22 protein-coding genes are annotated in these 24,530 nt (G+C 70.4%); 11 read left to right on the plus strand and 11 right to left on the minus strand.

Translation table 11 applies throughout. The annotated features are described in order from the left end of the window. Positions 1-28: 28 nt before the first annotated feature. The gene (locus IM777_RS12875; protein ID WP_228480804.1) at positions 29-439 is read left to right on the plus strand and encodes a VOC family protein; all 411 of its coding nucleotides are present in this window, start codon (positions 29-31) and stop codon (positions 437-439) included. Between the two features lie 96 nt (positions 440-535). Here IM777_RS12875 and IM777_RS12880 read toward each other — a convergent pair whose 3' ends face one another. Continuing rightward, the gene (locus IM777_RS12880) at positions 536-1,813 is read right to left on the minus strand and encodes an ABC transporter substrate-binding protein (protein WP_194383644.1); all 1,278 of its coding nucleotides are present in this window, start codon (positions 1,811-1,813) and stop codon (positions 536-538) included. A 504-nt stretch (positions 1,814-2,317) separates the two neighbouring features. On the opposite strand from IM777_RS12880, the gene IM777_RS12885 reads away from it, so the two are divergent. The 4 genes from IM777_RS12885 (at position 2,318) to IM777_RS12900 (ending at position 6,245) form a co-directional block, all read left to right on the plus strand. Beyond that, positions 2,318-3,391 (plus strand): IS110 family RNA-guided transposase, encoded by a 1,074-nt coding sequence (locus IM777_RS12885; protein ID WP_194383645.1) that lies wholly within the window; start codon positions 2,318-2,320, stop codon positions 3,389-3,391. A gap of 99 nt (positions 3,392-3,490) precedes the next feature. Then, entirely contained in the window at positions 3,491-3,712 is a 222-nt protein-coding gene (locus IM777_RS12890) for a heavy-metal-associated domain-containing protein (protein ID WP_194383646.1), read from the plus strand. Next, positions 3,712-5,931 (plus strand): heavy metal translocating P-type ATPase, encoded by a 2,220-nt coding sequence (locus IM777_RS12895; protein ID WP_194383647.1) that lies wholly within the window; start codon positions 3,712-3,714, stop codon positions 5,929-5,931. The genes IM777_RS12890 and IM777_RS12895 overlap by 1 nt, the downstream gene beginning before the upstream one ends. After that, positions 5,928-6,245, plus strand: coding sequence for a metal-sensitive transcriptional regulator (locus IM777_RS12900; protein WP_194383648.1), 318 nt, complete (start codon positions 5,928-5,930; stop codon positions 6,243-6,245). Before IM777_RS12895 ends, IM777_RS12900 begins: the two co-directional genes overlap by 4 nt. Positions 6,246-6,254: 9 nt before the next feature. Here the strand turns inward: IM777_RS12900 and rarD are convergent, their stop codons facing one another. Together rarD and groES are read right to left on the minus strand one after the other, a co-directional pair. After that, positions 6,255-7,148 (minus strand): EamA family transporter RarD, encoded by an 894-nt coding sequence (gene rarD, locus IM777_RS12905; protein WP_228481106.1) that lies wholly within the window; start codon positions 7,146-7,148, stop codon positions 6,255-6,257. Positions 7,149-7,416: 268 nt separating this feature from the next. After that, positions 7,417-7,713, minus strand: coding sequence for a co-chaperone GroES (gene groES / locus IM777_RS12910; protein WP_071046031.1), 297 nt, complete (start codon positions 7,711-7,713; stop codon positions 7,417-7,419). Between the two features lie 327 nt (positions 7,714-8,040). Here groES and IM777_RS12915 point away from each other — a divergent pair, with 327 nt between their 5' ends. From IM777_RS12915 to IM777_RS12930, 4 genes are all read left to right on the plus strand, one after another. Further along, complete coding sequence (locus IM777_RS12915; RefSeq protein ID WP_194383650.1) at positions 8,041-10,062, plus strand: Hsp70 family protein; 2,022 nt, start codon at positions 8,041-8,043, stop codon at positions 10,060-10,062. A 15-nt stretch (positions 10,063-10,077) separates the two neighbouring features. Then, positions 10,078-12,576, plus strand: a complete 2,499-nt coding sequence (locus IM777_RS12920; protein ID WP_194383651.1) for a LuxR C-terminal-related transcriptional regulator — start codon at positions 10,078-10,080, stop codon at positions 12,574-12,576. A gap of 121 nt (positions 12,577-12,697) precedes the next feature. Continuing rightward, on the plus strand, positions 12,698-13,501 hold the full coding sequence (locus IM777_RS12925) for an IniB N-terminal domain-containing protein (protein WP_194383652.1): 804 nt from the start codon (positions 12,698-12,700) through the stop codon (positions 13,499-13,501). A gap of 97 nt (positions 13,502-13,598) precedes the next feature. Further along, the gene (locus IM777_RS12930; protein WP_071046024.1) at positions 13,599-14,270 is read left to right on the plus strand and encodes a hypothetical protein; all 672 of its coding nucleotides are present in this window, start codon (positions 13,599-13,601) and stop codon (positions 14,268-14,270) included. Here the strand turns inward: IM777_RS12930 and IM777_RS12935 are convergent. From IM777_RS12935 to IM777_RS12945, 3 genes are read right to left on the minus strand one after another with little or no spacing between them, the layout of a single operon-like run. Next, entirely contained in the window at positions 14,199-15,722 is a 1,524-nt protein-coding gene (locus IM777_RS12935; RefSeq protein ID WP_194383653.1) for a dynamin family protein, read from the minus strand. The genes IM777_RS12930 and IM777_RS12935 overlap by 72 nt on opposite strands. Then, positions 15,719-17,686 (minus strand): dynamin family protein, encoded by a 1,968-nt coding sequence (locus IM777_RS12940; RefSeq protein ID WP_228480805.1) that lies wholly within the window; start codon positions 17,684-17,686, stop codon positions 15,719-15,721. Before IM777_RS12940 ends, IM777_RS12935 begins: the two co-directional genes overlap by 4 nt. Positions 17,687-17,738: 52 nt before the next feature. Then, positions 17,739-18,809, minus strand: coding sequence for a hypothetical protein (locus IM777_RS12945; RefSeq protein WP_194383654.1), 1,071 nt, complete (start codon positions 18,807-18,809; stop codon positions 17,739-17,741). A gap of 212 nt (positions 18,810-19,021) precedes the next feature. Here IM777_RS12945 and IM777_RS12950 point away from each other — a divergent pair, with 212 nt between their 5' ends. Further along, positions 19,022-20,209: a class I SAM-dependent methyltransferase gene (locus IM777_RS12950; protein ID WP_194383655.1), complete on the plus strand. Its 1,188-nt coding sequence runs from the start codon at positions 19,022-19,024 to the stop codon at positions 20,207-20,209. Positions 20,210-20,231: 22 nt separating this feature from the next. Here IM777_RS12950 and IM777_RS12955 read toward each other — a convergent pair whose 3' ends face one another. Genes IM777_RS12955 through tsaB form a run of 4 tightly spaced genes read right to left on the minus strand, consistent with a single transcriptional unit; the run spans position 20,232 to position 23,054 of the window. Beyond that, entirely contained in the window at positions 20,232-20,669 is a 438-nt protein-coding gene (locus IM777_RS12955; RefSeq protein ID WP_194383656.1) for a hypothetical protein, read from the minus strand. Continuing rightward, complete coding sequence (gene tsaD / locus IM777_RS12960) at positions 20,666-21,754, minus strand: tRNA (adenosine(37)-N6)-threonylcarbamoyltransferase complex transferase subunit TsaD (protein WP_194385565.1); 1,089 nt, start codon at positions 21,752-21,754, stop codon at positions 20,666-20,668. The genes IM777_RS12955 and tsaD overlap by 4 nt, the downstream gene beginning before the upstream one ends. Beyond that, a complete protein-coding gene (gene rimI, locus IM777_RS12965) occupies positions 21,751-22,410 on the minus strand; it encodes a ribosomal protein S18-alanine N-acetyltransferase (RefSeq protein WP_228480806.1) in 660 nt (219 codons plus the stop codon). Before rimI ends, tsaD begins: the two co-directional genes overlap by 4 nt. Beyond that, complete coding sequence (gene tsaB, locus IM777_RS12970) at positions 22,407-23,054, minus strand: tRNA (adenosine(37)-N6)-threonylcarbamoyltransferase complex dimerization subunit type 1 TsaB (RefSeq protein WP_194383657.1); 648 nt, start codon at positions 23,052-23,054, stop codon at positions 22,407-22,409. Before tsaB ends, rimI begins: the two co-directional genes overlap by 4 nt. A 74-nt stretch (positions 23,055-23,128) precedes the next feature. Here tsaB and IM777_RS12975 point away from each other — a divergent pair, with 74 nt between their 5' ends. Further along, the gene (locus tag IM777_RS12975) at positions 23,129-24,058 is read left to right on the plus strand and encodes an alpha/beta fold hydrolase (RefSeq protein WP_071045578.1); all 930 of its coding nucleotides are present in this window, start codon (positions 23,129-23,131) and stop codon (positions 24,056-24,058) included. Here IM777_RS12975 and tsaE read toward each other — a convergent pair. Next, complete coding sequence (tsaE, locus tag IM777_RS12980) at positions 24,042-24,488, minus strand: tRNA (adenosine(37)-N6)-threonylcarbamoyltransferase complex ATPase subunit type 1 TsaE (RefSeq protein WP_228481108.1); 447 nt, start codon at positions 24,486-24,488, stop codon at positions 24,042-24,044. The genes IM777_RS12975 and tsaE overlap by 17 nt on opposite strands. Positions 24,489-24,530 lie beyond the last annotated feature (42 nt).

A 24,530-nucleotide genomic window follows, 5' to 3' on the forward strand; every position in this document is an offset into this window, starting at 1 on the left:
CGCCCGCCGAAGGCGTATCGTCAGCGCCATGAGCGATGACGCACGCGTGGACCTCGGCGAGTTCTCCCTGAGCCTGGCCGTGAGGGATCTGGCCGTGTCGACGGCTTTCTACGAGCGCCTCGGCTTCGAGGCGTTCGGCGGCGATGCCGCGTCGGGGTGGCGGATGCTGCGCAACGGCACGACGGTGATCGGGCTGTTCCAAGGCATGTTCGACCGGAACATCCTCACCTTCACGCCCGGCTGGTCCGCCGAGGGACCGACCGAGGAGCCGTTCACCGACGTGCGCGATCTGCAGCGGACCCTTCGCGAGCACGGCGTGGAGTTCGTCGAGTCCGCCGACGAGACCGGCGACGGCCCCGCGAGCTTCACCGTGGTCGACCCCGACGGCAACCCGATCCTCGTCGACCAGCACGTGCCCCGTCCGTCCACCGGCGCCTGAGCTCGACACCCGACGCCCGCGACCCCGGCTCACGCCGGTATACGGCGGGAGGCCCCGCGAGCCGAAGCTCACGGGGCCTCCGTGGGTGCGAGACGATCAGCCCTGCCAGGCGGCGTAGGTGTTGTCGTCGCCGTACTCGTAGATGCCGATCGACGCCTCGGTCGGGTCGCCGACCTCGTCGAACGTGATCGGACCGGAGACGCCGTCGTAGTCAGCGGTGCCGCCGCCCACGATGATGTCGGCGCACTCGGCGTAGGAGGTGCAGGTCTCCCCGTCACCGGTGCCACCCGAGACCTCCTGCAGCGACGCGGCGATGTCCGCCGGGTCGGTCGATCCCGAAGCGAGCGAGGCCAGCGCGAGCAGCACCGTGGCGTCGAAGGACTCCGCCGCGTAGCTGTACTCCTCGAGCGGGTCGGAACCCTCCTCCTCGAGGAAGGCGTCCAGCTCGCCGGTGAACTCGCCCAGCGTGTCGATCGACAGACCGGGCAGCGTGCCCTTGGCGCCGGTGAGCGAGCCCTCCGGGAACTCGTCGCCGAAGTTGGACAGGTTGCCGTCGACGAAGTACATGTTCTCGGCCGGGAACTGTCCGAACAGGCTCGGGAGGATCGTGGTGATCTCCTCGAACGTGATCAGCGCGATGGCGTCGGGGTCGGCCGCGAGGACCTCGTTGATCTGCGCGTCGAACGTCGTGTCGCCGGTGTTGTACGTCGGCTGCGCGACGACCTCGCCACCGGCCGCCTCGAACGCCTCCTGCACGTAGCCGGCGAGGCCGGTGCCGTAGGAGTCGTTCAGCACGATCATGCCGAGGGTCTGCGCGCCGTCCGCGGCGATGAGGTTCCCGAGGACCTCACCCTGCAGCACGTCGGACGGGGCCGTGCGGAAGTACAGGCCGCCGTCGTCGTACGTCGTGAACGCGTCGGACGTGTTCGCCGGCGAGAACTGGATGACGCCGGCGCCGGTGACCTGGTCGATGAACTGCAGCGACACACCCGACGAGGCGGCACCGATGATCGCGGAGACGTCCTCGCCCAGCAGGCGCGGGATCTCGGTCTCGTAGGCCTTGTTGTCGGTGTCACCCGAGTCGCCGTAGACGACGTCCATGCTGAGGCCGGTGGTGTCGGAGACCTCGTTGATCTGCGCCGCGGCGTAGGCCACACCCGCCTCTTCGGGCGGTCCCAGGAACGCGAGGTTTCCCGTCTGCGGAAGCGCCGTTCCGATCGTCAGGGTCATGTCTTCGACGGGACCGGCCGCATCGCCGCTGTCGCCGCTGTCGTCGCTGCCTCCCCCGGCACAACCCGCCAGGACGAGAGCGCTCACACCGACGACGGCCAGGCCGCCGAGAGTGGTCGCGCGCGAACGTGTGATGACGCTCATGTTGCTCCTTGCTGTGTGTGATTTCACGGGAAGGCTCGGGCGCCCACCCAGTGATCACAACCTAGTCGCGCCGACGTCTCTGCGATGTTGCCGTTCGTTAACGATCTGTAACGGGAGGCGCGAGGAGGTCACGATCCGGCAACGACGGCCCCGGAGCGGCCGCGTTTCGTCTCGCTGCGCTCGCTCAACGACCGGATCGGGAGGGAGGACCGGGAGGATCGGCCACCCACCCCGGTCGTTGAGCGAGGAGCGCAGCGACGAGACGAAACGGTGAGGATGGGTGTGGGCTTTTGGTTGCTGGTGCTGGCTTGAGACGAAACCGACGCCGTGTGGTTGTCCTTCGCGCGATCTGTCGCGCTGGTTGCCGGGAGTTCATGCCCTTGCTCGGGTGGCCGAGCCGGGCGGGAGTGACTTGATAGGACCCTGCAAGAGGCTCATCACCGTTTTGTCCGCCCGGCCCGGTGAAGTCATCCAACTCACATCGTGATTGGAGACAAGACCAGCATGACTGGCGCTACCAGCATCACCCCCGCCCTCGATCTCACGCAACTGGTCGTCGGTGTCGACACGCATCAACGCACCCATCACGCCGCGGTCGTGGACTCCGCCGGCAGGCTGCTTGCATCAGAGGCCTTCCCCGCGTCCGCGAGCGGATACGCGCAGCTGACCGGCTGGGCGAACCGGTTCGGGAACGTGTCGGTGTTCGGTGTCGAATCGACCGGTTCCTACGGGGCGGGGCTGACAAGGCATCTCCTCGCCGCCGGGTATCCGGTGAACGAGGTGAACCGGCCCGACAAGACCACCAGAGCACATCACGGCAAATCGGACCCGATCGACGCGGAAGCGGCCGCTCGGGCCGTCCTGTCGGGCCGAGCGACCGCTTCCCCGAAGATCACCACCGGGATCGTGGAGACCGTTCGGATGCTCAAAGTCAGTCGCGACGGGGCGGTCAAAGCCCGCACCGCCGCATACTCGCAACTGCGAGACCTGATCACCACCGCCCCCGACGAGCTCCGCGACGCGCTCCTCCCACTGACCGCATCGGCCCGAGTGAGCAAGGCCATCACGCTACGCCCCGACACCACCCGTCTCCACGAAACCCCCCACGCTGCCCGCTACGCGCTCCGCACCATCGGCCGACGCATCCGCGACCTCGATACCGAGATCACCACCACCGACCGCACCCTGGACACCCTCATCGCCGACACCGTCCCCACCCTGGTCTCCCACACCCAGATCGGCACACAGACCGCCGCGACCCTCCTGGTCTGCGCCGGCGAGAACCTCGACCGGTTCGGAAACGAAGCAGCCTTCGCGAAACTCACCGGCACCGCACCACTGCCGGCATCCTCCGGCAAAACCCGACGCATGCGCCTCAACCGCGGCGGCGACAGACAAGCCAACCGGGCCCTCCACCTCATCGCCGTCGGCCGACTACGCTCCGCCCCCCGCACCCGCGACTACGCCACCCGCCGAGCAGCCGAAGGACTCACCACCCGAGACATCCTCCGATGCCTCAAACGCGCCATCGCCAGAGAAACCTACAACGCCCTCAAAACCGACCTACTCACCACTTGACAGCTATAGGACCGTCGCAGACCCGCGGAATACCCACAGGGGGTATCGTGTTCCATCAACAGCCGGCATCTCCGGCGAACGACCGCGACAGGAGGCACCATGAGCGCCGAGACCACCATCGACTACCTCGTGACGGGCATGACCTGCGGGCACTGCGAGCGCGCCGTCACCGACGAAGTCTCGCGCGTGCCGGGCGTGACCCGCGTCGACGTGAGCGCGGCGTCGGGGCGACTCACGATCGCCACCGACGGCGCCGTCCCGGCCGATGCCGATGTGATCGCCGCGGTCGACGAGGCCGGCTACTCCGCGGTCCGCGCCTGATGTCCGCGTCGGCCGCCGAGGCCGCGCCCTCGCGCGTCGACCTCGACATCCAGGGCATGACGTGTGCGTCGTGCGCCGCCCGCATCGAGAAGCGCCTCAACCGCCTCGACGGCGTCACGGCGTCGGTCAACTACGCCACCGAACGCGCGCACGTCGAGTCGGCATCCGGTCTCACGCCCGAAGCGCTCATCGCCGAAGTGCAGCGCACCGGCTACGACGCGTCGGTGCCGGCGCCCGAGCGATCCCCCGATGACGCGGATGCGCACGCGCTGCGCACGCGGCTCCTCGTCGCGATCGCCCTGGCCGTGCCCGTCATCGCGCTGTCGATGGTGCCGGCATGGCAGTTTCCGGGATGGCAGTGGGCCTCGCTTGCTCTTGCGCTCCCCGTGGTGACGTGGGCGGCATGGCCGTTCCACCGTGCCGCAGTGATCAATCTGCGGCACGGCGCGGCGACCATGGACACCCTGATCTCGCTCGGGGTGACCGCCGCGACACTGTGGTCGCTGTACGCGCTGCTGTTCACCGACGCGGGCATGATCGGCATGACGCACGGCTTCGTCTGGTTCAGCGCGTCGAGCGGACCGGCGGTCTACCTCGAGGTCGCAGCGGGCGTGACGATGTTCCTCCTCGCGGGCCGCTTCGCCGAAGTCCGTGCCAAGCGGCGGTCCGGCGACGCCCTGCGAACCCTCCTGCAGCTCGGCGCCAAGGACGCCGCTGTGCTGCGCGACGGCGTCGAGATGCGCGTGCCGATCACGTCCCTTCGGGTCGGCGACGAATTCATCGTGCGTCCCGGTGAGAAGGTGGCGACGGACGGGGTCGTGACCTCGGGCACCAGCAGCATCGACGCCGCCCTCGTCACCGGAGAGTCGGTGCCGGTCGACGTCTCCCCCGGCGACGCGGTCGTCGGCGCGACCCTCAACACGGGTGGGCGCCTGGTGGTGAAGGCGACGCGCGTGGGGTCGGACACGCAGCTGGCCCAGATGGCGCGCCTCGTCGAGGACGCGCAATCTCGCAAAGCGGATGTGCAGCGCCTGGCCGACCGGGTGTCGGCGGTGTTCGTTCCGGTCGTGATCGGGATCTCGGTCATCACCCTCGTCGCGTGGCTCGTGCTCGGCGGCTCCGCGCAGGCCGCGTTCACGGCCGCCGTGGCGGTGCTCATCATCGCCTGCCCCTGCGCGCTCGGACTCGCCACCCCGACCGCCCTCATGGTCGGCACCGGCCGCGGCGCCCAGCTCGGCATTCTCATCACCGGCCCCGAGGTGCTCGAGTCGACCCGCCGGGTCGACACCATCGCGCTCGACAAGACGGGCACCGTGACCACCGGACGCATGTCGGTCATCGACGTCACGGCAGCGACCGGGGAGGACGCCGACGAGGTGCTCCGCGTCGCCGCCGCCGTGGAAGACGCCTCCGAGCACCCGCTCGCCCTGGCGATCGTCGCGGCCGGCCGGCGGAACGGACCGCTCCCGATGATCGATGCGTTCCGGGCGACCGCCGGGTCCGGCGTCTCGGCCGTCGTCGACGGACGTGCGGTGCTGGTGGGCAGCGCGTCGTTCCTGCGCTCCTGGGCGGTCACACCGATCGAGACAGACACCGAGGGCCTCACGACCGTGCACGTGGCATGGGATGGCGCGGCCCGCGGCGCCATCTCGCTCGCCGACGGCGTGAAGCCCACCAGCGCGGAGGCGGTGCAGCGCCTGCGCGCGCTCGGCCTCGAGCCGGTGCTGCTCACCGGCGACGGCGAGTCCGTTGCTCGACGCGTCGCCGCCGAGGTGGGCATCGAGCGTGTCTCAGCCGGGGTCCTGCCGGAAGGCAAGGTCGACACGATCAACGCGCTTCAGAGCGAGGGACGGGTCGTCGCGATGGTCGGCGACGGGGTCAACGATGCCGCCGCCCTCGCGCAGGCCGACCTCGGCATCGCCATGGGCACCGGGACCGATGCCGCGATCGCCGCATCCGATCTCACCCTGGTTCGCGGAGACCTGCTCGCCGCCGTCGACGCGCTGCGACTGTCGCGCGCGACCCTGCGTACGATCAAGACCAATCTGTTCTGGGCGTTCGCCTACAACACCGCCGCGATCCCCCTGGCCGCCCTGGGCCTGCTGAACCCGATGATCGCCGGGGCCGCGATGGCGTTCTCCAGCGTCTTCGTCGTCGGCAACAGCCTGCTGCTGCGCCGCTTCCGCGCGACCGCACCGACACCGAAGGAGTCCCGATGACCGACACCGCCCCGATCACCGACGGCGCGCACGCCCACCACGGCTACATCAGCGACAAGGCCCGCTACCTCAATCGCCTGAAGCGGATCGAGGGGCAGGCGCGCGGCATCCGCACGATGGTCGAGGATGAGCGCTACTGCATCGACATCCTGACGCAGATCAGCGCCCTCACCAGCGCGCTGGAGACCGTGGCGCTGGGGCTCCTCGACGACCACCTGCGTCACTGCGTGGTCGACGCCGCGCGAGCCGGAGGCCCCGAGGCCGAGGAGAAGATCGCGGAGGCATCGCAGGCCATCGCGCGCCTCGTGCGGTGACGCGCTCCGTTACGTGAGGTCGGCCACGTCCGACACCGTGCGGCGCGACCGGCGCGCGGCCGACACGGAGTCCGCCGACAGGATCACCAGCGCCGCCCAGACCAGCGCGAAGCCGATCCAGCGCTCCGGCGGCATGGGCTCCTGCAGGATCCACACCCCGATCGTGAACTGCAGGATGGGGGCGACGAACTGCAGGAGGCCGATGACGGTCAGCGGAACCCGGCGCGCGCCCGCGGCGAACAGCAGCAGGGGCGTCGCCGTCATCACCCCCGCCAGAAGCAGCAGCACGGTGTGCACGGCTCCGGCCGTGCCGAGTGTGAGACCGGCCGTCACCCCCACCGCGATCAGCTGGATGATGGCGACCGGGGTGAGCCAGAGCGATTCGAGCGTGAGCCCGCTCACCGCGTCGACGGAGGGGCCGATCTGCTTCTTGACGAGCCCGTACAGTCCGAAGGATGTCGCCAGCGACAGTGCGATCCACGGGAACGCACCGTAGCCCGCCACGATCACCCCGACCGCGGCGGCCGCGATGCCGAGCGCGATCCACTGCGTGACACGCAGCCGCTCCCGGAGGATGAGGACGCCCAGGAGCACGGTCAGGATCGGATTGATGAAGTATCCGAGACTCGTCTCGATCACGTGCCCGGTCAGGGTCGCGATGAGGAACACCTGCCAGTTGACGTAGATGAGCAGGCCCGCCACCACCGTCCAGCCGACGAGACGTCGCTGCCGGAGGATCGCCACCAGCCGAGGCCACGTGCGCGTGACGGTCAGCAGCATCGCGCAGAACACCAGCGACAGCAGGATGCGCCACGCGACGACCTCCCACGGCCCGGTGGGTGCGAGCGCGAGGAAGTACAGCGGCAGGAACCCCCACAGGAGGTACGCGACGAACGTGTACACGCCGCCCCACGCTCGCTCTCGCGAGGCGTCCGGCGGCGAGGCGCCTGCGTCGGCGGACGACGGAACGCCGACGCCCGCGGTCACGAGCGCGGTCTCCCCCAGGTCGGGGGCGTCTCGTGCTGCCTCGTCGGCGTCGCCGGCTCCCCCGGGGGGCTCGGGCGCGTCGAGGTTCACCGGTTCATCGTAGTCCCGACCTGCCGCGCCCGGTTGCGGCAGCGAAAAGGGCTCGGATGCCGAAGCATCCGAGCCCTTCGTCAAGCGGGGTGTCTCAGCGGACGACGACCGCCAGAACGTCGCGCGCCGACAGCACGAGGTACTCATCGGCACCGAACTTGACCTCGGTACCGCCGTACTTGCTGTAGATCACGCGGTCGCCGACGGCGACGTCGACCGGGACACGGTTGCCGTTGTCGTCGATGCGACCGGGACCGACCGCCACGACCTCGCCCTCCTGGGGCTTCTCCTTGGCGGTGTCGGGGATGACCAGACCGCTGGACGTGGTCTGCTCGGCCTCGACCTGCGTGATGACGATGCGGTCCTCGAGCGGCTTGATGGAAACCGACACGGGTCTACCTCTGCTTTCCTATGAGACGTCAAGACTCGTTAGCAAACTCGGAGTGAGAGTGCTAACGCAAGTCTAGGGAAGCGCTGGCACTCTTGCAACGCGAGTGCCAGATTTACGATCGACACGTATCAGCACGGCCCTGGCCGTCTCCCCTCATGTGTGTGTACGATGACAACACCGAGACCGGGTCAGCTGGGTGACCTGGCATCGGATGCAGACGACGGCGTTCGCCACCGTGATCGCTCCTCGTCTGCTGCACTGGGACACTGGGAACAACTGGGGTAATCACGAGCTCTCGCCAGCTCGCGCCCGATCCGTGGGGGGATCATGGCAACGGCGTATTTTCTGGGTATCGACGTCGGTACGAGCAGGACGGCGGCAGCGACCGCACGGTCCGCTCCCGACACCACACTCGACACCCGAAGCTTTCCGCTCGGACGCAGCACCGACAGTGCTCCGTCATCGGTGTTCGTCACCGCTGACGGCCTGCTCTTCGGAGACGCCGCCGAACGACGCGGCATCAGCCAGCCCGAGCGGCTCGTGCGCGAGTTCAAGCGCAGCATCGGCGACGACGTTCCGCTGTCGGTGGCGGGGCGGACTCTTCCGCCCGAGCAGCTCTATGCGCACACCGTCGCCTCGGTCATCGAGGCCGTCGTCGAGCGCGAGGGCTCGTCACCCGAGGGCACCATGCTCACCCACCCGACCGGGTGGGGCTCCCACCGGCTGGGCCTGATCCGCACCGCGCTGGGCCGCGCCGAGGTCGGCGAGGTGTCGCTGATCACCGAACCCGAAGCGGCCGCACGGCAGTACGAAGCCGGCCGGGTTCTGGAGCCGGGCCGCTCGCTCGCCGTCTACGACCTCGGCGGCGGCACGTTCGACTCCGTCATCCTCCGCAAGTCCGACGACGGCGGGTTCGCGCCCCTCGGCAGCGCGTCGGGAATCGACGACCTCGGTGGCGCCGACTTCGACGACGAGGTGCTCCGCCACGTGCTCCGCGCTGCGGGCGTGACCGCAGCCGACCTGCAGTCCGACGACGCCGACATGCGGCTGGCGCTGTCGCAGCTGCGCCGGGAGTGCGTCGACGCCAAGGAGGCGCTCTCGTTCGACTCCGACGTGACGATCCCGGTGCTCCTGCCCACGGGCGCGGCGAGCGTTCGCCTGACCCGTGCGGAGTTCGAGGACATGATCGCGCCGTCGGTGGAGCGCACGGCCGACACGCTCGAAGACACGCTCGAAGCCGCCGGTCTCACTCCCGACGACGTCGAGAGCATCCTGCTCGTCGGCGGATCATCTCGCATCCCGCTCGTCGCGCAGATGCTCTCCGAGCGCTTCGACCGTCCGATCGCGATCGATGCCGATCCGAAGTCCTCGATCGCCCTCGGCGCAGCGCGGGCCATCGCACCGGCCGCCGAGATCGGCGCGGGTCTCGCCCTGCTGCCGGCCGGGTCCGCCGCGGCACTGGTCGACGACGCCCCCGTCGCCGAGGCGGCCGATGTCGCCGAGGCACCCACGCCGCTTCCCGCTCGCCGGTCTCGGGCGATCCCGATCGCGGCGTCCGCAGCGGGCGCGCTCGTGCTCGCGAGCGGCCTCGTGCTCGCGAACGCGACCGGACTCGGCAACAGCACCCTCGCCGCCGGCTCGAGCCAGCAGTCGCTGAGCGAGTGGCTCGGCATGGAGCTGACCGCGTCCTCGCAGGCGGTCAGCGAGACGAGTGAGCCCGAGGCGGCCGGTGAGGAACCGGGTGCTGCCGATGCGGTCAAGGCCGCGCCCCGGCCGAAGGCGGACACCGGCGGCTGGACCACACCGCGCAGCAACCCGATGGTGCACAACACCCGCACCACACCGAAGTCATCGTCCTCCTCCTCGAGTGCCACGCAGGGGCGCACGTCGCCGTCGAAGTCGGCGCCGCCGAAGTCCTCGGGATCCAGCGGATCGACGGGGTCGAGCGGGTCGTCGGGCTCGAGCGGTTCGTCCGGGTCCAGCGGCTCCACCGGATCGACCGGCTCGTCCGGATCCGGCGGGTCGACGACCACGCCGTCGACGCCTCCGACCACATCGACACCGACGCCGACCACCCCGTCGACGCCCTCGCCCTCGACACCGTCGACCACTCCGACGCAGGAGCCGGACCCGACCCCGACCGAGCCGACGACGGACCCGTCGCCGACGACCGACCCGACGCCGGATCAGACGACCCCGACGCAGGAGCCCGAGCCGACGAGCGAGCCGGAACCCACCGCGTCGACCTCGACGGCACCCGACCCCGCGCCCTCAGAAACGCAGACCGAGACGACTCCCCCCACGTCGCCCAGCCCCAGCCCGTCCGATACGACGGTGACGGCTGAGTAGCGTGCGGGGGCGATAGTGAACAGGCTCACCGAGACCACCGATCCGACGGTAGAGATGCTTCCCCGGGCTGCCCACGCGCTCGGCGCCCTCGACGACCTCGTCACGCGCAGACCCCCACTGCGCGCAGCGATCGTCGGGGGTGCCGGCTCGGGCAAGACGGATGCGCTCGCCTACCTGCGCGGTCGGCTCGACCGAGACGGCCGGCCGACCCACCTGTGGTCGGCGCGCGATAGCACCGATCCCGTCGACGACGACGTGACCCTCCTCGTCGACGACGCGCAGGAGCTCGACGAGAAGGCGCTCGGAACACTCCTCGAACGCGCGCATCGACCCGACGCGGGCCTCGTCATCGCCTACCGCACGTGGCCGGCACCGCCGGCGCTGGTGGAGATCACCCGCGTGGTCGAGCACGACAGTCCGCCCCTGCTGCTGGGCGAGGTGACGCTCGCCGAGGTGCGCACCGATCTGCTGTCGGCGGATGCGGCGTGCGCGCAGCACATCCTCGACATCAGCGGCGGCACCGCGTGGCTGGTGGCCGCGTGCGTCGAGGCGCACGACCTCCAGGACTGCAGCGACGACCCCGAGCACCGCGAGCTCGCACGCGTCGTGCGCCGCCGGGTCCAGCACCGGCTCGAGACGGTCTCGCCGGCCGTTCGCCGCCGCATCGAGACCCTCAGCCTCGGCGCGCGTCACGCCGGTGCCGAGACCGCCGACGCCGCGGAGATCATCGCAGAGGGCCATGCCGAGGGACTGCTCACGGCCAACGGACGCCCCCTCCCGCTCGTGGCCGACGCGGCCCGGGCCAGCACGTCGATCGACGTGCTCATCGATCTGATCTGGCACGGCTCGCTCGACCTCGTGCCGGGCTCCGACCTGGCCGCGAGTCTCGACGGGATCGTCGACTCCGCGCTCGGCAACGCGATCGCCGAACGCGCACGCGCCGAGATCGCCTGCCAGCCGGCGCTCGCGGCCGCACTCTTCGAGCGCGCCGTCGCGTGCGGCGTGCCGGAATCCGAGATCGCCGCCGCGCACGCGCACGCCCTGTGGGCCGCCGGGGACGGCGACGGGGCCGGACTGCTCCTCGGCGGCGTGGGGATCGACCGCGCTCACCCGGACCACGACCTCGCCGCCGACACGCTCGCGACGACATGGGCCGACCGCGGGATGATGTCGATCGCACACGACACGTACCGTGCGATGCCGCCGGCGTCGGCGCCCGGTCGCACGCGCGCACTCGTCGCCGCCGCCGGCGCCGGCAGACTCGTCGAGCGCGACCTCTCCACGGGCACAGCGGATGCGACGGCACCGGCGGCCCCGTCTGCCCGGGGGGTCGCGCTCGATCTGCTGGATCGCGGCCTGCGCGCCACGCTCTCCGATGACAGCCCCCGCGAGGCTGTGGATGACCTTCGCCGCGCGGCCGACCTGTCGTGCGCCGCCCGGGACACCTCGCCGACGCCCGAGCTTCCGGCCGTCATCGCCGCGACCGCCGCGATCGGGATCGGGGACCTGGATCTCGCCCACACGGTGATCACCGACGCCCTCACCCACACCGCGCACTGCCGCCGCTGGCGTCCGCGCCTGCTGCTGTGGAACGCGTGGATCGCCGTGCAGCGCGAGCAGGTCGCCGAGGCGCGACGCTCGCTGGCCGCGGCGACCGCCGACGGCGCCGTGCTCTCGGCCCGCGACGACGTCATCGCCGCGGCCGTCACGGTCGAACTCGCTCGGCGCTACGACGACGTCGCCGCGCTCGGATCCGCCTGGGACTCGCTCAAGAGCCGGGTGCGCCGTGTCGAACCCGACCTGTACATGCTGCTGCCGCTGAGCGAACTGGTGATCGTCTCGGCCCGCCTCGGCGACGCCGAATGGATGCAGCCGGCCTTCCGCGACGCACTCGCCCTCGTCGACCGGCTCGGTGAGCCGTCGGTGTGGGCGACGGCGCTGCACTGGGCGGGCATTCAGCGCGGCATCCTCGAGAATCGCCCCGACGACCTCGCACCGCACGCCAAAGCACTCGTCACCGCCGCCCGCCGCAACCCGCTCGCCGCCCGCATGGCGCAGGCCGGGCGAGCGTGGACGGCCATCCTCGCCGGCACCGTCGACCCCGACGCGGTGGAAGCGGCCGCCCGGGGTCTTTCCACGGTCGGACTCGCGTGGGACGGCGCACGCCTCGCCGGACACGGAGCCCGTCGCAGCAAGGACAAGAAGGTCGGGGCGCGGCTGCTGGCGTGCGCGCGGGAGCTGCACCCGCGCGAGACGGCACCCTCGGGCGAACCGGCAACAGGCCCGGTTCCCACCTCCGCGAACACCGGTCTCAGCGAGCGCGAACACGAGATCGCCCAGCTGGTGCTGCAGGGCCGGACGTACGCCGAAATCGGAGCAGAGCTGTTCATCTCACCGCGTACTGCGGAGCACCACATCGGACAGATCCGCCGGCGGCTGGCTGCCACGTCGCGGTCGGATCTGCTGGCGAAACTGCGCGTGGCGATGAGCACGACGGAAGGGGCCGGACGATGACCCCCGACCTCACGCGCAGATCCCTAAGCGCCCTCAGAATCTTTCGGGGTTACCCCCGATTCCGAACCTCGCAGACCTGCATAGCCTCGAGAACGAGTCTCGAAACGACGGGAGAGACACCATGACCACTCCGCTGGCGACCATCGCCGATGCATTGATCGAATTCATCCTTAGCCTTCTGCGCGACCCGGAGGCCGCAGCGGAGTTCGAACAGGACCCGGAAGGGACGCTCGCCTCGAACGGCCTGTCGGACGTGTGCGCCGACGACGTGCGCGCCGTCGCCCCGGTCGTGGTCGACCGGCCCGACGTGCACCCGCACCCGAACCCCCACCCGCATCCCCACCCGCCTGGGCCCAAGCCCACGCCGGTCGAGGAGATCAACACGATCACCCAGTCGTTCACGATCGACAACCGCGCGACGATCGTCGACCAGTCGGTGAATCAGAACATCTGGGCCAACGGCGACGTGAACCAGATCTTCGACAACGAGGCGATCGTCAACAGCGGCGACGGCGGAGCCGCCGCCGGTGAGACCGCCAGCGTCGACACGTCGACCACCGACATCGAGACCGGCGACATCGCGATCGGCAACGAGACCACCGACGTCGACGTCGACGGATCGTTCAACGACTCCTCGACCAACACCGACACGGAGGTCGAGGCCGACGTCGACGAGTCCTTCAACGACGGATCGACGGAGACCGATGTCGATGTCGAGGTGGAGGAGTCGTTCAACGACACCGAGACCGAGGTGGACAACACGCAGGTCGCGGTCAACAACGGCGACATCGGCGGCGACGTCGCCGTGGAGAACACCGTGGCCGTCGAAGCTCCCCCGGTGGAGACCGAAGACACCTGGGAGGCCGACTCCTCCGCCGACTACGTCGAGGCGCCGATGGAGATGGAACTCGAAGAGCAGCCGTAAGGCCCGCCTCGTGTCCCCAGATCGCAAGACCCCTCACCCGCCCGCCGAGACCCCGTCACGGCGGGCGGGTGAGGTATCTCGGAAACCGGAGCCCACCGTGTCGCAGACATCGACGTCACCCGCCCGCCAGGAGATCCCGCCGCGCCCTCCGCTACCCGCGCCGGCGCAGCAGCAGCCGGCGTCTGCCCCGCGTTCCGCGCCGCCGAAGCCCCCACGGAACGCACCGGAGCGCCCCACGCTCTCCAGCGGCAACAGCGCTCCGGTCCTCACGAAGGCACCGCCGCCGTTCTCAGTTCGCCTGAGTCAGTTCCTGTGGGTCCTGAGCCTCGCTTTCGGCGCCGTCACCGTGGTCTTCTACTTCGTCATCCGCGAGGACCAGCTCCCGCTGATCATCGAGGCCATCGAAGCGGTCAGCGCAGACCGCACGACGGAGACATACGAGGCCGCGGCCGACATCGTCTACTGGTCGGTGTTCGCGATCATCGTCGCACTCGTGCTCATGCAGATCGTGCTGCTCGTGTCGTTCTCCAGCCGCAAGCCCGGAGCGCGCTGGTGGCAGTTCGCGACCGTCATCATGCAGGTGGTCGCCTTCCTCATCGCGCTCGAGCTCGTGGGGGGCGGCGAGTACGGTTCGATGCTGCGTCAGCTCTTCATCGGCGAAGCCGGATTCGCCGTGCTGGCGCTGCTGCTCAGCACGCTACGCGGCGCCCTCTCCTGGACCGCCCGCAAGCACGACGTGCGGCGTTCCGGCGACAGCGGGGAGTACTGAGGCGATCTCCTCCAGGCTGCGGGTCACCACGCGACAGACCTCGACGGCGCTGCGTTCGGTCAACGGCGACTGGCCGAGCGCGCGCCACCGGTCCAGCAGCCGGTCGACCTCGGCCCGCATCTCCTCGTCGGTGGCGTCATCGCCGACACCCAGCCGTACCGTCGGGCCGGTCCCCTTGCCACCGATGATCCGCTCCGCCTCGGCGGCGTCGCTCGGTGCCAGCGGCAGCCCGTCGGCGCGCGCCCGCGCGAGCGCCGAGAGCTCACGCAGGCTGTGAGCGGTGGCGCGGATGCGTTCGATGCCCCCACGCACCTCGTCGACGTCGTCTCGGGGGAAATCCGCGAGCACGCGTTCCAGGCCGTCGAGCACGCCCCGGATCTTCAGCGTTGCTGCGCGCGTGCGGAACTGCTCGCGGACGAACTGCTGCAACTCGTTCAGACCACTCTGCTGCACGAGCATCTCGGCGAAGTCGGTCGAAGTCGGCGTGGATCGGCGCAGCAGCGCGGTCGCCAGGCGCACGCCGAAGATGCCGAACCGGGCGAGGAGAGCGCGGCGGGCCGCTTCGGTGAGGGTCGTCGCCGGCGAGGGCCGCACGAAGCGGTCCGCCGAGATGAGCAGCTTCTCCCGATCCTCGCGCGGGAGGGCGGCGAGTTCCTTGAAGGCCGCATACTCGTCTTCGCGAAGGGTGCGGGCGCTCTCGGCGAGCAGCCCCGCGACGGGGATGACGCCCAGGGCGAGCGAGGCGAGCTCCCCGTCGAGTTCGTAGCGCCGGGCGACCTTGTTCGCGGAGAGGATCGAGTCGATGCGGCCGGAGCCGATCTCGTCGGCGCGCGAGAGGACCGCGACCGCGTTCACCGTCTGAGACTGACCGGCCGCCGTGTCACGGAAGGACTCGAGGAACTTCATGTCCGAGGCATGCAGGTGCCGCATCAGATAGATGATCGCGTCGGCCGCCGAGGGCCTCGCCTCGGGCACGAGGAACGTCGTCGAGCGCGCCGAGACGTCTTGCGACAGCGAGGCGATGCCAGGAGTGTCGATGAGGATGAGCGACCGGAGCCCGCTCGAGGGCCAGCCGACGTCGATCCAGTCGACATCGTCGGCCGAGGTCTCGCCGAGGTCGAAGATCAGGCGCCCTCGCTCGCGACGGATCGGCAGGCGCTGCTGCTCGCCGTCGCGGCGATGGAGGGTGACCGAGGGGGTCGCGGCATACCGGTACCAGGTGACCACGCGCGTGCACTCGCCGGCGTCGGTGGGAGCGATCCGCTCCCCCAGCATCGCGTTCAGGAGGGTGGACTTGCCGGCCTTGACCATGCCCGCCAGCGCCAGACGCAGCGGCTCGTGCAGGCGACGGCTCAACTCGTCCAGGCGCGCGGTCGCCTCGGCGTCGTCGGCGTAGCGGGCCCGCGCGGTGTCGAGCAGCCGCGCGGCGTCGTCGCGCAACGGCGTGCTCACGAGCGCGCCGCCTCGAGCTGCCTGACGGGCGCGATCGCGGGGATCTTCCGCTTGAGCGTTTCGAGCTGCTGGATCTGCGTCTGCAGCTCCCTGACCCGATTGTCCCGGCCGCTGGCGTACGTCGAAGCGGCCTGCTTGGCGGCCAGCACCGCTTCACCGAGCGAGCGGTGCAGTTCGTCGGCCATGCCGCCGAAGTGGTCGCGCGCCGCACGCTGCACGAGGCGCAGACGGTCCCTGAGCTGCTTGCCGACCTGGAAGATGACCTCTTCGATGTGGCGGCGCACGACCGTCTTTGCCTCGAAGCGACGGCGCGCGAGCCGGTTGGTCATGTCTTCTCGGTAGGCGCGGCGGCCCACGAGCACACCGGCCAGGAGCGACAGCGGGTTGATGAGCGACAGTCCGATGAGGCCGGTCGCGAGACCGACCATGAGAACGCCGCCGTAGGAACCGCGCACGCCGATGAAGATCTTCTCGGCCGCACCCATCTGACCGGAGTCGACGCCGGCGATCCGGTCGACGGGATCGAGCACGCCCTCGGTGTCGCCGACAGCGAACAGCGGAATCTCGGTCTGTCCCTCGAAGAACTGCTCCGCGACCTCTTCGCACAGCCAGCGCGAGCGCTCGTCGGTCCACACGAACGTCTCCGACACCGCCGCGTTGATGCGCTGATCGATCCACTCGGTGATCTGCTCCCAGATCGGGCCCGGATCGCCCTCGTCGATGGATGCCTCCGCCTCGCGCTGCACCCGCCGCAGGCGGTCGCGCAGATCGTGCTCCATGTCGGAGATGAGGTCGGCGACGCCGTCGTTCAGGGTCGTCTGCCACTTGGACGAGCGTCCCCGGAACTCGTCGGCCCGCGCCTTGGCGTCTTCGAGCTGCGCGATCATGCGCGGGGTGTCCTCGGGATGCAGGATGGCGTTCAGCTCGGAGGTGAGCGAGACCTCCATCTGGTCCACGACCGACACGACGTCGTGGACCGCGCTCCGGGCATGAACCACTTCGGCATGTGCCAGGACTTCGCCGCGAAGATGGTGGACGAGCTGAGGGAAACCCGATTCGTCGTTCAGTTCGCGATCGTGGTGCTCGGCGGCGAGCAGCCGCAGATCGCTGGAGACGGAGAAGATCGGCACCTCGCCGACGTCGCCCAGGTGCGAGCGGTCGATGCGCTCGATGTCGCGCCACTGCGGGTAGAGGTCCGTCTTCGACAGCACCGCCGCCACGTTCGGCGACACGCGCATGGCGTGGCGCAGGAACTGCACCTCGGGCTCGGTGTACTCCTGCGACGCATCCGACACGAGCAGCACGGCATGCGCCGACGACAGCGCCGCAAGCGTGGTCAGCGCGTTGGTGGAGTCGAGCCCGCCGACGCCCGGCGAGTCGACCAGCCGCAGCCCGCCGCGCAGCAATTCGCGGGGCAGAACGACCTCGGCCGACAGCAGCTTCTGCTCGTTGCTGGGGTTGCCGCGCTCGGAGACGTAGTCGGCGAGCGCTTCGAGAGGGATGTCGATCTGCTCGACGACGCCCGGCTGGTCGCCCTTCTGCTGCACGACCCATGCCCGGGGCGTCTCGGCGAAACCCACCGCGGTGGGGACGCTCGTGGCCACATCGTCGTCCACGGGGCACACCGGGGCGTTGACGAGGGCGTTGATGAGCTTGCTCTTGCCCTTCTTGAACTCCCCGACCACGATGACCCGCACGTTCGGGTCCTGCAGCCGCTTGCGGGTGTTGTCCAGCCGCTCGGCCAGATCGGCACGACCGGTGGCGGCCGCGAGCGACTCGACATTGTCGACGAGCGCGACCAGCTGCCTTCCGGTCTGCGGCGACACCATCGTCGGCTCGTTGGCGGTCTGATCGTCTCGCTTGGCGATGTCGTCGCTCACGCATTCCCCCTTGAAAACTGTCCCCGGGCCCACGCTATCCCGATCCGCCGGACAGGGATAGGGCGGATCGGGGCCGTGACGCACCTCGCCCGGCCGCCTCGAGAGGCGACCGGGCGAAGTTCGTGTCAGACGATGATCAGATGTCGATGTCGTCGATGACGGCCGAGCCGTCGGAGAAGATGTTGCCGTTGTTCTCCCACTCCCAGTCGTTGTCGACGTCGGAGTCGAACTCGTTGAACGAGTCCTCGATCTTTACCTCGACATCGGTGTGGTCCGAGAAGTCGTTGAACGAGTCGTCGATCTCGAGCTCGTACTCGGTCCACGTGTTGGTGGAGGAGTCGTTGAACGAGTCGGCGACGTGGGTCTCGACCGTCGTGTTCCCGATCAGGATGTCGCCAGTGGAGATCGTCGTCTCAGTGTTCGACACCGAAGCGTCGTCGCCCGCAGCGGCCCCCCAGTCGCCGGTGTTGACGACGGCCCCGTTGGCGAAGCCCTGGGTGACGTTCCCGCCGGCGCTGATCGCCTGGTTGACCGACTGGTCGACCTGCGTCGCACGATTGTCGATCTCGAGGTGCAGCGAGCCGGCGGCCGCAGCAGCGGCGCCCGCGCCGGCGAGGCCGCCGACGTGGAGGTCACCGAAGCCGGTGTTGTACTGGCGCACGCCAACCGTCACCGAGTCGTCGTCGAGGTTCGTCGAGTTGTCGATGTCGATGTCGGTGTCGTTGTAGGAGTCCTTGTTGTAGGAATCCTCGTAGTCGTTGTACGAGTCCTCGTCGTTGAAGGAATCGTTGGTGGAGTTGTCCGACTGGTCACGGGCGTCGACGGCGACGTCCACATCCACGGAGTTGTCCGAGTTGTCGGAGTTGTCCGAGTTGTCGGAGTTGTCCGAGTTGTCGGTGTTCCCGGAGAAGTTGTCCGAGAAGTTCCCGTCGGTCGACGAATTACCCGAGTCGTTGATGGAGTTGTCCGAGTTGTCGGACGCGTCGGTCAGGACCGCGGTGTTCGTCGAGTTGTCCGAGTTGTCGGTGTTCCCGGAGAAATTGTCCGAGAAGTTCCCGTCGGTCGACGAATTACCCGAGTCGTTGGTCGAGTTGTCGGAGTTGTCGGTGTTGTTCGACAGGATCTCGTTCTCGTTGACGCCGACGTTGTTGTCGTTGAGCGTGTCGTCGACGATGATTCCGTCGTTGAAGTCGTTCCCAGTAGCCATTGTCCCAGTCCCTTCGATGAAGCCTTCGGCGGCCTTGCGGATCAATAGTCCGTCCGATCGCGCGTCACGACATCCGGGATACCCCCGGAGACTTCCGGGGATCCCCTAGGGGTCTGATTCGGGGTTCGGGGTTCACGTCCGGGGTTCGGGGGCTTCCGCGTCCGGGATCGGCCCGCTCGGGGCGCGGCGAACGAGCACCTACGCTGGATCGAATGGAATCGTCGGAACTGACTGCCCTGCTCACCGCCGACGGGCTGCGGATGCTCGCCGGGATGCCCGCGGTGCGCACCTCCGACGACGTCGCGCGGCAGGTGTCCGCCCTGCGCGCGGCCGGCCACTCCCCCGACCTCGTGTCGGCGCTCGTGGGTCAGGCGCGGCTGCGCACGAAGGCCGAAGCGAAGTTCGGCGACCTCGCCCAGCGCATGCTGTTCACGCGCGCGGGCCTGGAACAGGCCACGCGCATGTCGATCGCGTCGCTGCACGCCGGGCGGTTTCGAGCCGGGGGCCTGACGCGCGTCGCCGACCTGGGGTGCGGCATCGGCGGTGACGCGCTCGGGTTCGCCGGGCTCGGCCTGTCGGTCGACGCGGTGGACGCGGATGAGATCACCGCGGCGATCGCCGCCTACAACCTCGCTTCGTTCGGCGACGCCGTCACCGTCGCGCACGGCCGCGCCGAAGCATCCGACCTCACGCGCGCCGACGGCATCTGGCTCGACCCTGCCCGCCGCACGCCCGGCCGAGGAGAGACCTCCCGCACGAACGCCGACGAATGGTCGCCGTCGCTGGACTGGGTGTTCGACATCGCCCGCAGACGACCGGTGGGTGTGAAGCTCGGACCGGGACTGGACCGGGACCGCATCCCCGACGACGTCGAGGCGCAGTGGGTCAGCGCCGACGGGTCGACGGTGGAGTTGGTGCTGTGGACTCGAGAGCTCGCACGGCCGGGCGTGCGCCGAGCCGCGCTCGTGACCCGCGGCGAACACGCGTGGGAGATCACCGCCGGCGCCGATGCCGAGGATGCGGCGCCGCGGGAGCTCGGCGCCTACCTGCACGAGCCCGACGGGGCGGTCATCCGAGCTCGTCTCATCGGCGATGTCGCCCGCTCGCTCGAGGCGGGCACTCTCGATCCGCGGATCGCCTATCTCACCTCGGATGCGGCGCTCACGAGCCCCTTCGTCTCGTCGTTCCGCGTGCGTGAGGAGCTGCCGAGCGACACCAAGGCGCTCGCGCGGGAGCTCCGCTCCCGCGCGATCGGCCGACTGGAGATCAAGAAGCGCGGAGTCGACGTGGACCCGGCGGCGCTGCGGACCAAGCTCAAGCTGCGCGGCGACGCGGCAGCGACGCTCGTGCTCACGCGCGTCGGCGACACGCGGCGGGCGATCCTCGCAGATCGCGTGTGACGCCCGGTCGACGGGGGCGCGATCAGCTGAACAGGTTCGCGCTGTAAGCGGCGAAGACGAGCCAGCCCGCGCTGTAGACGACCGACCCCGAGGCGATGCAGATCGCCCACACCGCCATCGCGCGGTCCTCGGTGGGCCGGCGCAACGCCATGACCGAGACGACGATCGCGATCAGGCCGAGGGGGAACGCCCATCCGACGAAGAACGATGCGAGCAGGCCCGCGATCGCGATGCCGAGCGCCCAGGCCGCGAACGCGCTGCGCAGCGGCGGCGCGGGCATCGCCCACGAGTCGGTGCTCGGCGCCTCGGACGGATCGGTCGGCGCCGACATCTCGGTGATGCCGAGCGGCCCCGTGGGCAGCCGCGAGAAGCCGCCCCGGTGCTCGCCGGGCATGCGTGACTCTCCGGAGACGGGGGCGAGATCCTGCCCCTGCGGGTCGTCGGTCGCATCAGGGGTCATGCGGCGTCCGTCCGTTCGGCAGGACGCTCGGCCACCTGGATCTCGGTGACCGGCAGCGTCGAATCGGCGCCGAACGCGAGAGTCGAGGGTCGGCGCCCCGACATGATGAGTTCGCTCGCGAGCGCCGCGATCATCGCACCGTTGTCGGTGCACAGCGACAGCGGAGGGATGCGCACCGCGACGCCGGCGGCTTCGGCGCGCGCGAGGGCGACCTCGCGCAGGCGGCGGTTCGCGATCACCCCGCCACCGAGCAGGAGGCGCGGCACGCCGTACGCCTCGCACGCGGCGAGCGCCTTCGTCACGAGCACGTCGACGACGGCCTCGCGGAAGCTCGCGGCCACGTCGGCGACGGGCACATCCTCCCCGGCGGCACGGGCCTGCTCCGTCCACCGCGCGACGGCCGTCTTCAGGCCGGAGAACGAGAAGTCGTATCGGTGCGACGCCATGTCGCTCGCGCGGGACAGGCCTCGGGGGAAGCGGATGGCAGTGGGATCCCCCGTCGCGGCGGCGCGGTCGATCTCCGGCCCTCCGGGGTAGGGCAGGCCGAGCAGACGCGCGACCTTGTCGAAGGCCTCCCCCGCGGCGTCGTCGACGGTCTCGCCCAGCAGCTCGACGTCGGTGGTGAGGTCGCGTACCAGCAGCAGCGACGTGTGCCCGCCGGAGACGAGCAGCGCCACCGTGGGGTACTCCAGCGGCGGAGCATCCGCATCCAGGATGTCGGCAGCGATGTGCCCGACGAGGTGATTGACGGCGTAAAGCGGACGGTCGAGCGATACCGCGAGCGCCTTGGCCGCGCCCACCCCGACCATGAGCGCACCCGCCAGCCCCGGACCGCTCGTGACCGCCACCGCATCCAGGTCGGCGAGGGACACCCGCGCCTCGGCGAGCGCCGCCTCGATGGCCGGCTGCAGCGCCTCGAGGTGCGCGCGGGCGGCGACCTCGGGCACGACCCCGCCGTAGCGGGCGTGCTCATCCATCGACGACGCGATCGTGTTCGACAGAAGGGTGCGGCCGCGCACGATGCCGATGCCGGTCTCGTCGCAGCTGGTCTCGATGCCGAGCACCAGCGGCTCGCGTCGGTTCACGTGCACGCCCCCGCCTCTGCCGCAGTCCCCGCCCCGGCCGCAGCCCCGGCTCCGGCCCCGGCCCCTGCCCCTGCTCCAGCCCCTGCCCCGGCCCCGGCCGAGCCCGGTTTGTCGGAGATTCGCGCCGATGTCGGAGGATTTTGCCGGGATTGTCCGACATCGGCGAGATTCTCCGACATCGGGGAGAGGGATGCGCGCGACGCGGCCCATCCGGGCACGTCCAGGCGCATCACGATGGCGTCGACATTGCCGTCCGGGTAGTAGTTCGGGCGGCGGCCGATCTCGATGAACCCCTCCGAGGCGTAGAGGCGCTGGGCGGCCGGATTGTCGGCCCGCACATCGAGGAAGACCTCGCGCACGCCGCGCTCCGCCGCCTCCTGAAGAAGGGCGCGGAACAGCATTCGGCCACGGCCGCGGCCGCGGAACGTCTTGTCGAGGGCGATGGTCTGCACGTCGGCGTCCGTCGCGCCCGACGGGGCGCGCAGCCCCGCGTAGCCGATCAGGCGACCTGCCTGCTCCGCCACGACGTAGTGGTTGTGGGGGGAGGCCAGCTCTGCCCGCATGGCGGTCTCGCTCCAGGCGTCGCCGGCGAAGGACGCCCGCTCGAGCGCCATGATCGCCTCGAGGTCGTCGACGTCTCCGGTGCGCAGTCTCACGCGATCACCCGCTTCGGCGCGGTGGGTGCGGTGACATCCGGAGAGCGCAGATAGAGGGCGTCGTCCGCGGCGATCCGGCGGCCGGCCGCGACGGCACGACCGGCGGCGAGAGCCAGCATCGCGGCGGGTACCGAACCGGCGTCGAGTCGGCGGGCGCCGTGCGCGGCGAGCGCGGCATCGAGCTCGTCGCGCGGCGCGAGAGCCGGATCGGCCACGCGCACGGGGAGGCCGTCATCGTCGAGGCCCTCGTAGACGGTGAACGCGAACTCGCGACGGCGGGCGTCGGTGACGACGGCGAAGCGCTCCTCGTCGGCGCCGGTCATGGCCGCCATCAGCATGCGGTCGAGGGCGACGGCATCGTGACTGACGACGGGGATGAGCGGGATGCCGCGGCCGAGCGCGAAGGCGCGGGCGGCGGCGATGCCCACGCGCAGGCCGGTGAAGGGCCCGGGGCCCATACCCGCGGCGACATGGGTGACGTCGGCGCTCGTGATCTCCGACTCCGCCAGGACGCGCGCGACGTGATCGCCGATCACCTCGGCGTGCCCGCGCGGGTCGCCGCTGTCGAGTTGGGCGCGTACGACGCCGTCGGGCTCGATCACCGCCACCGCGGTGCCGATCGACGTGTCGATGCCCAGAATCACGCCTTCCAGCGTAATCGGAGCCGGCCGTGGCCTGCTCGCCCATCCGATCCGCGCCCCGACGACGAACAACACGCATGCACCTCCCCCGGTACGTGCGCGAGGGCGGCACGCCGCCGCTCTCGGACGATCCCGCGGGGTCAGGATGGCGCACCGTCGTGATCCCGACCGCCGTCGGCGATCTCACCGTGCGCGCCGGGCGCCGCACCGGCGGAACTGCGACCGTGCTGCTGCACGGCGCCGCCGGCACATGGACGACCTGGACCCCGCTCGCCGCGTACGCGCGAGACACCGGCCGCACCCTGGAGAACGTGGTCGCCGTCGACCTGCCGGGGTGGGGCGACAGCGGGGAGCTGGATCCCGCGCTGCACGTCGAAGACGTCTCGCACGCCATCGCCGACCTCGTGCGTTCCCTCGGATACGACGACTGGATCGTCGCGGGTCACTCGCTCGGCGGCGTCGTCGCGCTCGACCTCGCCGCGCGAGCGCCCGGTCCGACCGTGGGCGTCGTTCTCGTCGCCCCCACGGGCGCGAGCGTCATAGACGCGATCCGGCATCCGCTGCGCGGCGGGATGCGGCTGCCCGGCTTCGCGGGGATGCTCGCCGTCATGCGGGCGCTCTCCGCGTTCGGTCCGGGCGGCGCCGCCATCGTCGAGGGCGTCGCGGCCGCAGGGCTGCTGCCGCTGCTGACGCGGCCGCTCTTCTCCGCGCGCGTGGACCCGAGCGTGGTCGCCGCGTTCCGCACCGAGGTGCGTCCGACGGCCTTCGCCCGCGCGGCTCGGATGCTCGCGGGTTACGACGAGGATACGTGGAGCGTCGTCCGCTGTCCCGTGCAGGTCGTCCGAGGTCCGCGCGATGTGTTCGCGTCGCCGCGCGACGATGTCGCTCTCGCCGCGCGCATCCCTCAGCTTCGCGTGCGCACCGCCTCCGGCACGGGACACTTCCCGCACGTCGAGCGCCCCGACGCGGTGCTCGACGCGATCGAGGCGATCAGGGGCGGCGGGTGACGGTCGCGATCCGCGGTGAGTCGGCATCGAGGTCGGCCTCGCGCGCGGTCACGCCGCACGCGGTGTCGACGCCCCGGCCGTGCCACTCGCGGTCGAGCTCGATCTCCCACCAGCTCTCGCGCAGGCCGTCGACCATGCCGCGACCCCACTCGACGATCACCACCGAGGAGTCCAGGTCGATGTCGAGGTCGTCGAGCTCCGCAGCGGATCCGAGCCGATAGGCGTCCACGTGCACGAGCGGCGCGCCGCCGACGAGCGACGGATGCGTGCGGGCGAGCACGAAGGTCGGGCTCTGTACCGGTCCCCGCACGCCGAGCCCCTCGGCGATCCCGCGCGTGAGTGTGGTCTTGCCGGCCCCGAGCGGACCGGTGAGCACCACGAGGTCGCCCGCCGACAGCATCCGACCGATCTCGACACCGAACGCGTGCATGTCGGCCGGCGTGGTCAGCTCCCGGGCACCGACGATCGCGTC

This window comes from Microbacterium luteum, assembly GCF_015277875.1.
In the GTDB taxonomy this organism is placed as follows: Bacteria; Actinomycetota; Actinomycetes; order Actinomycetales; family Microbacteriaceae; genus Microbacterium; species Microbacterium luteum.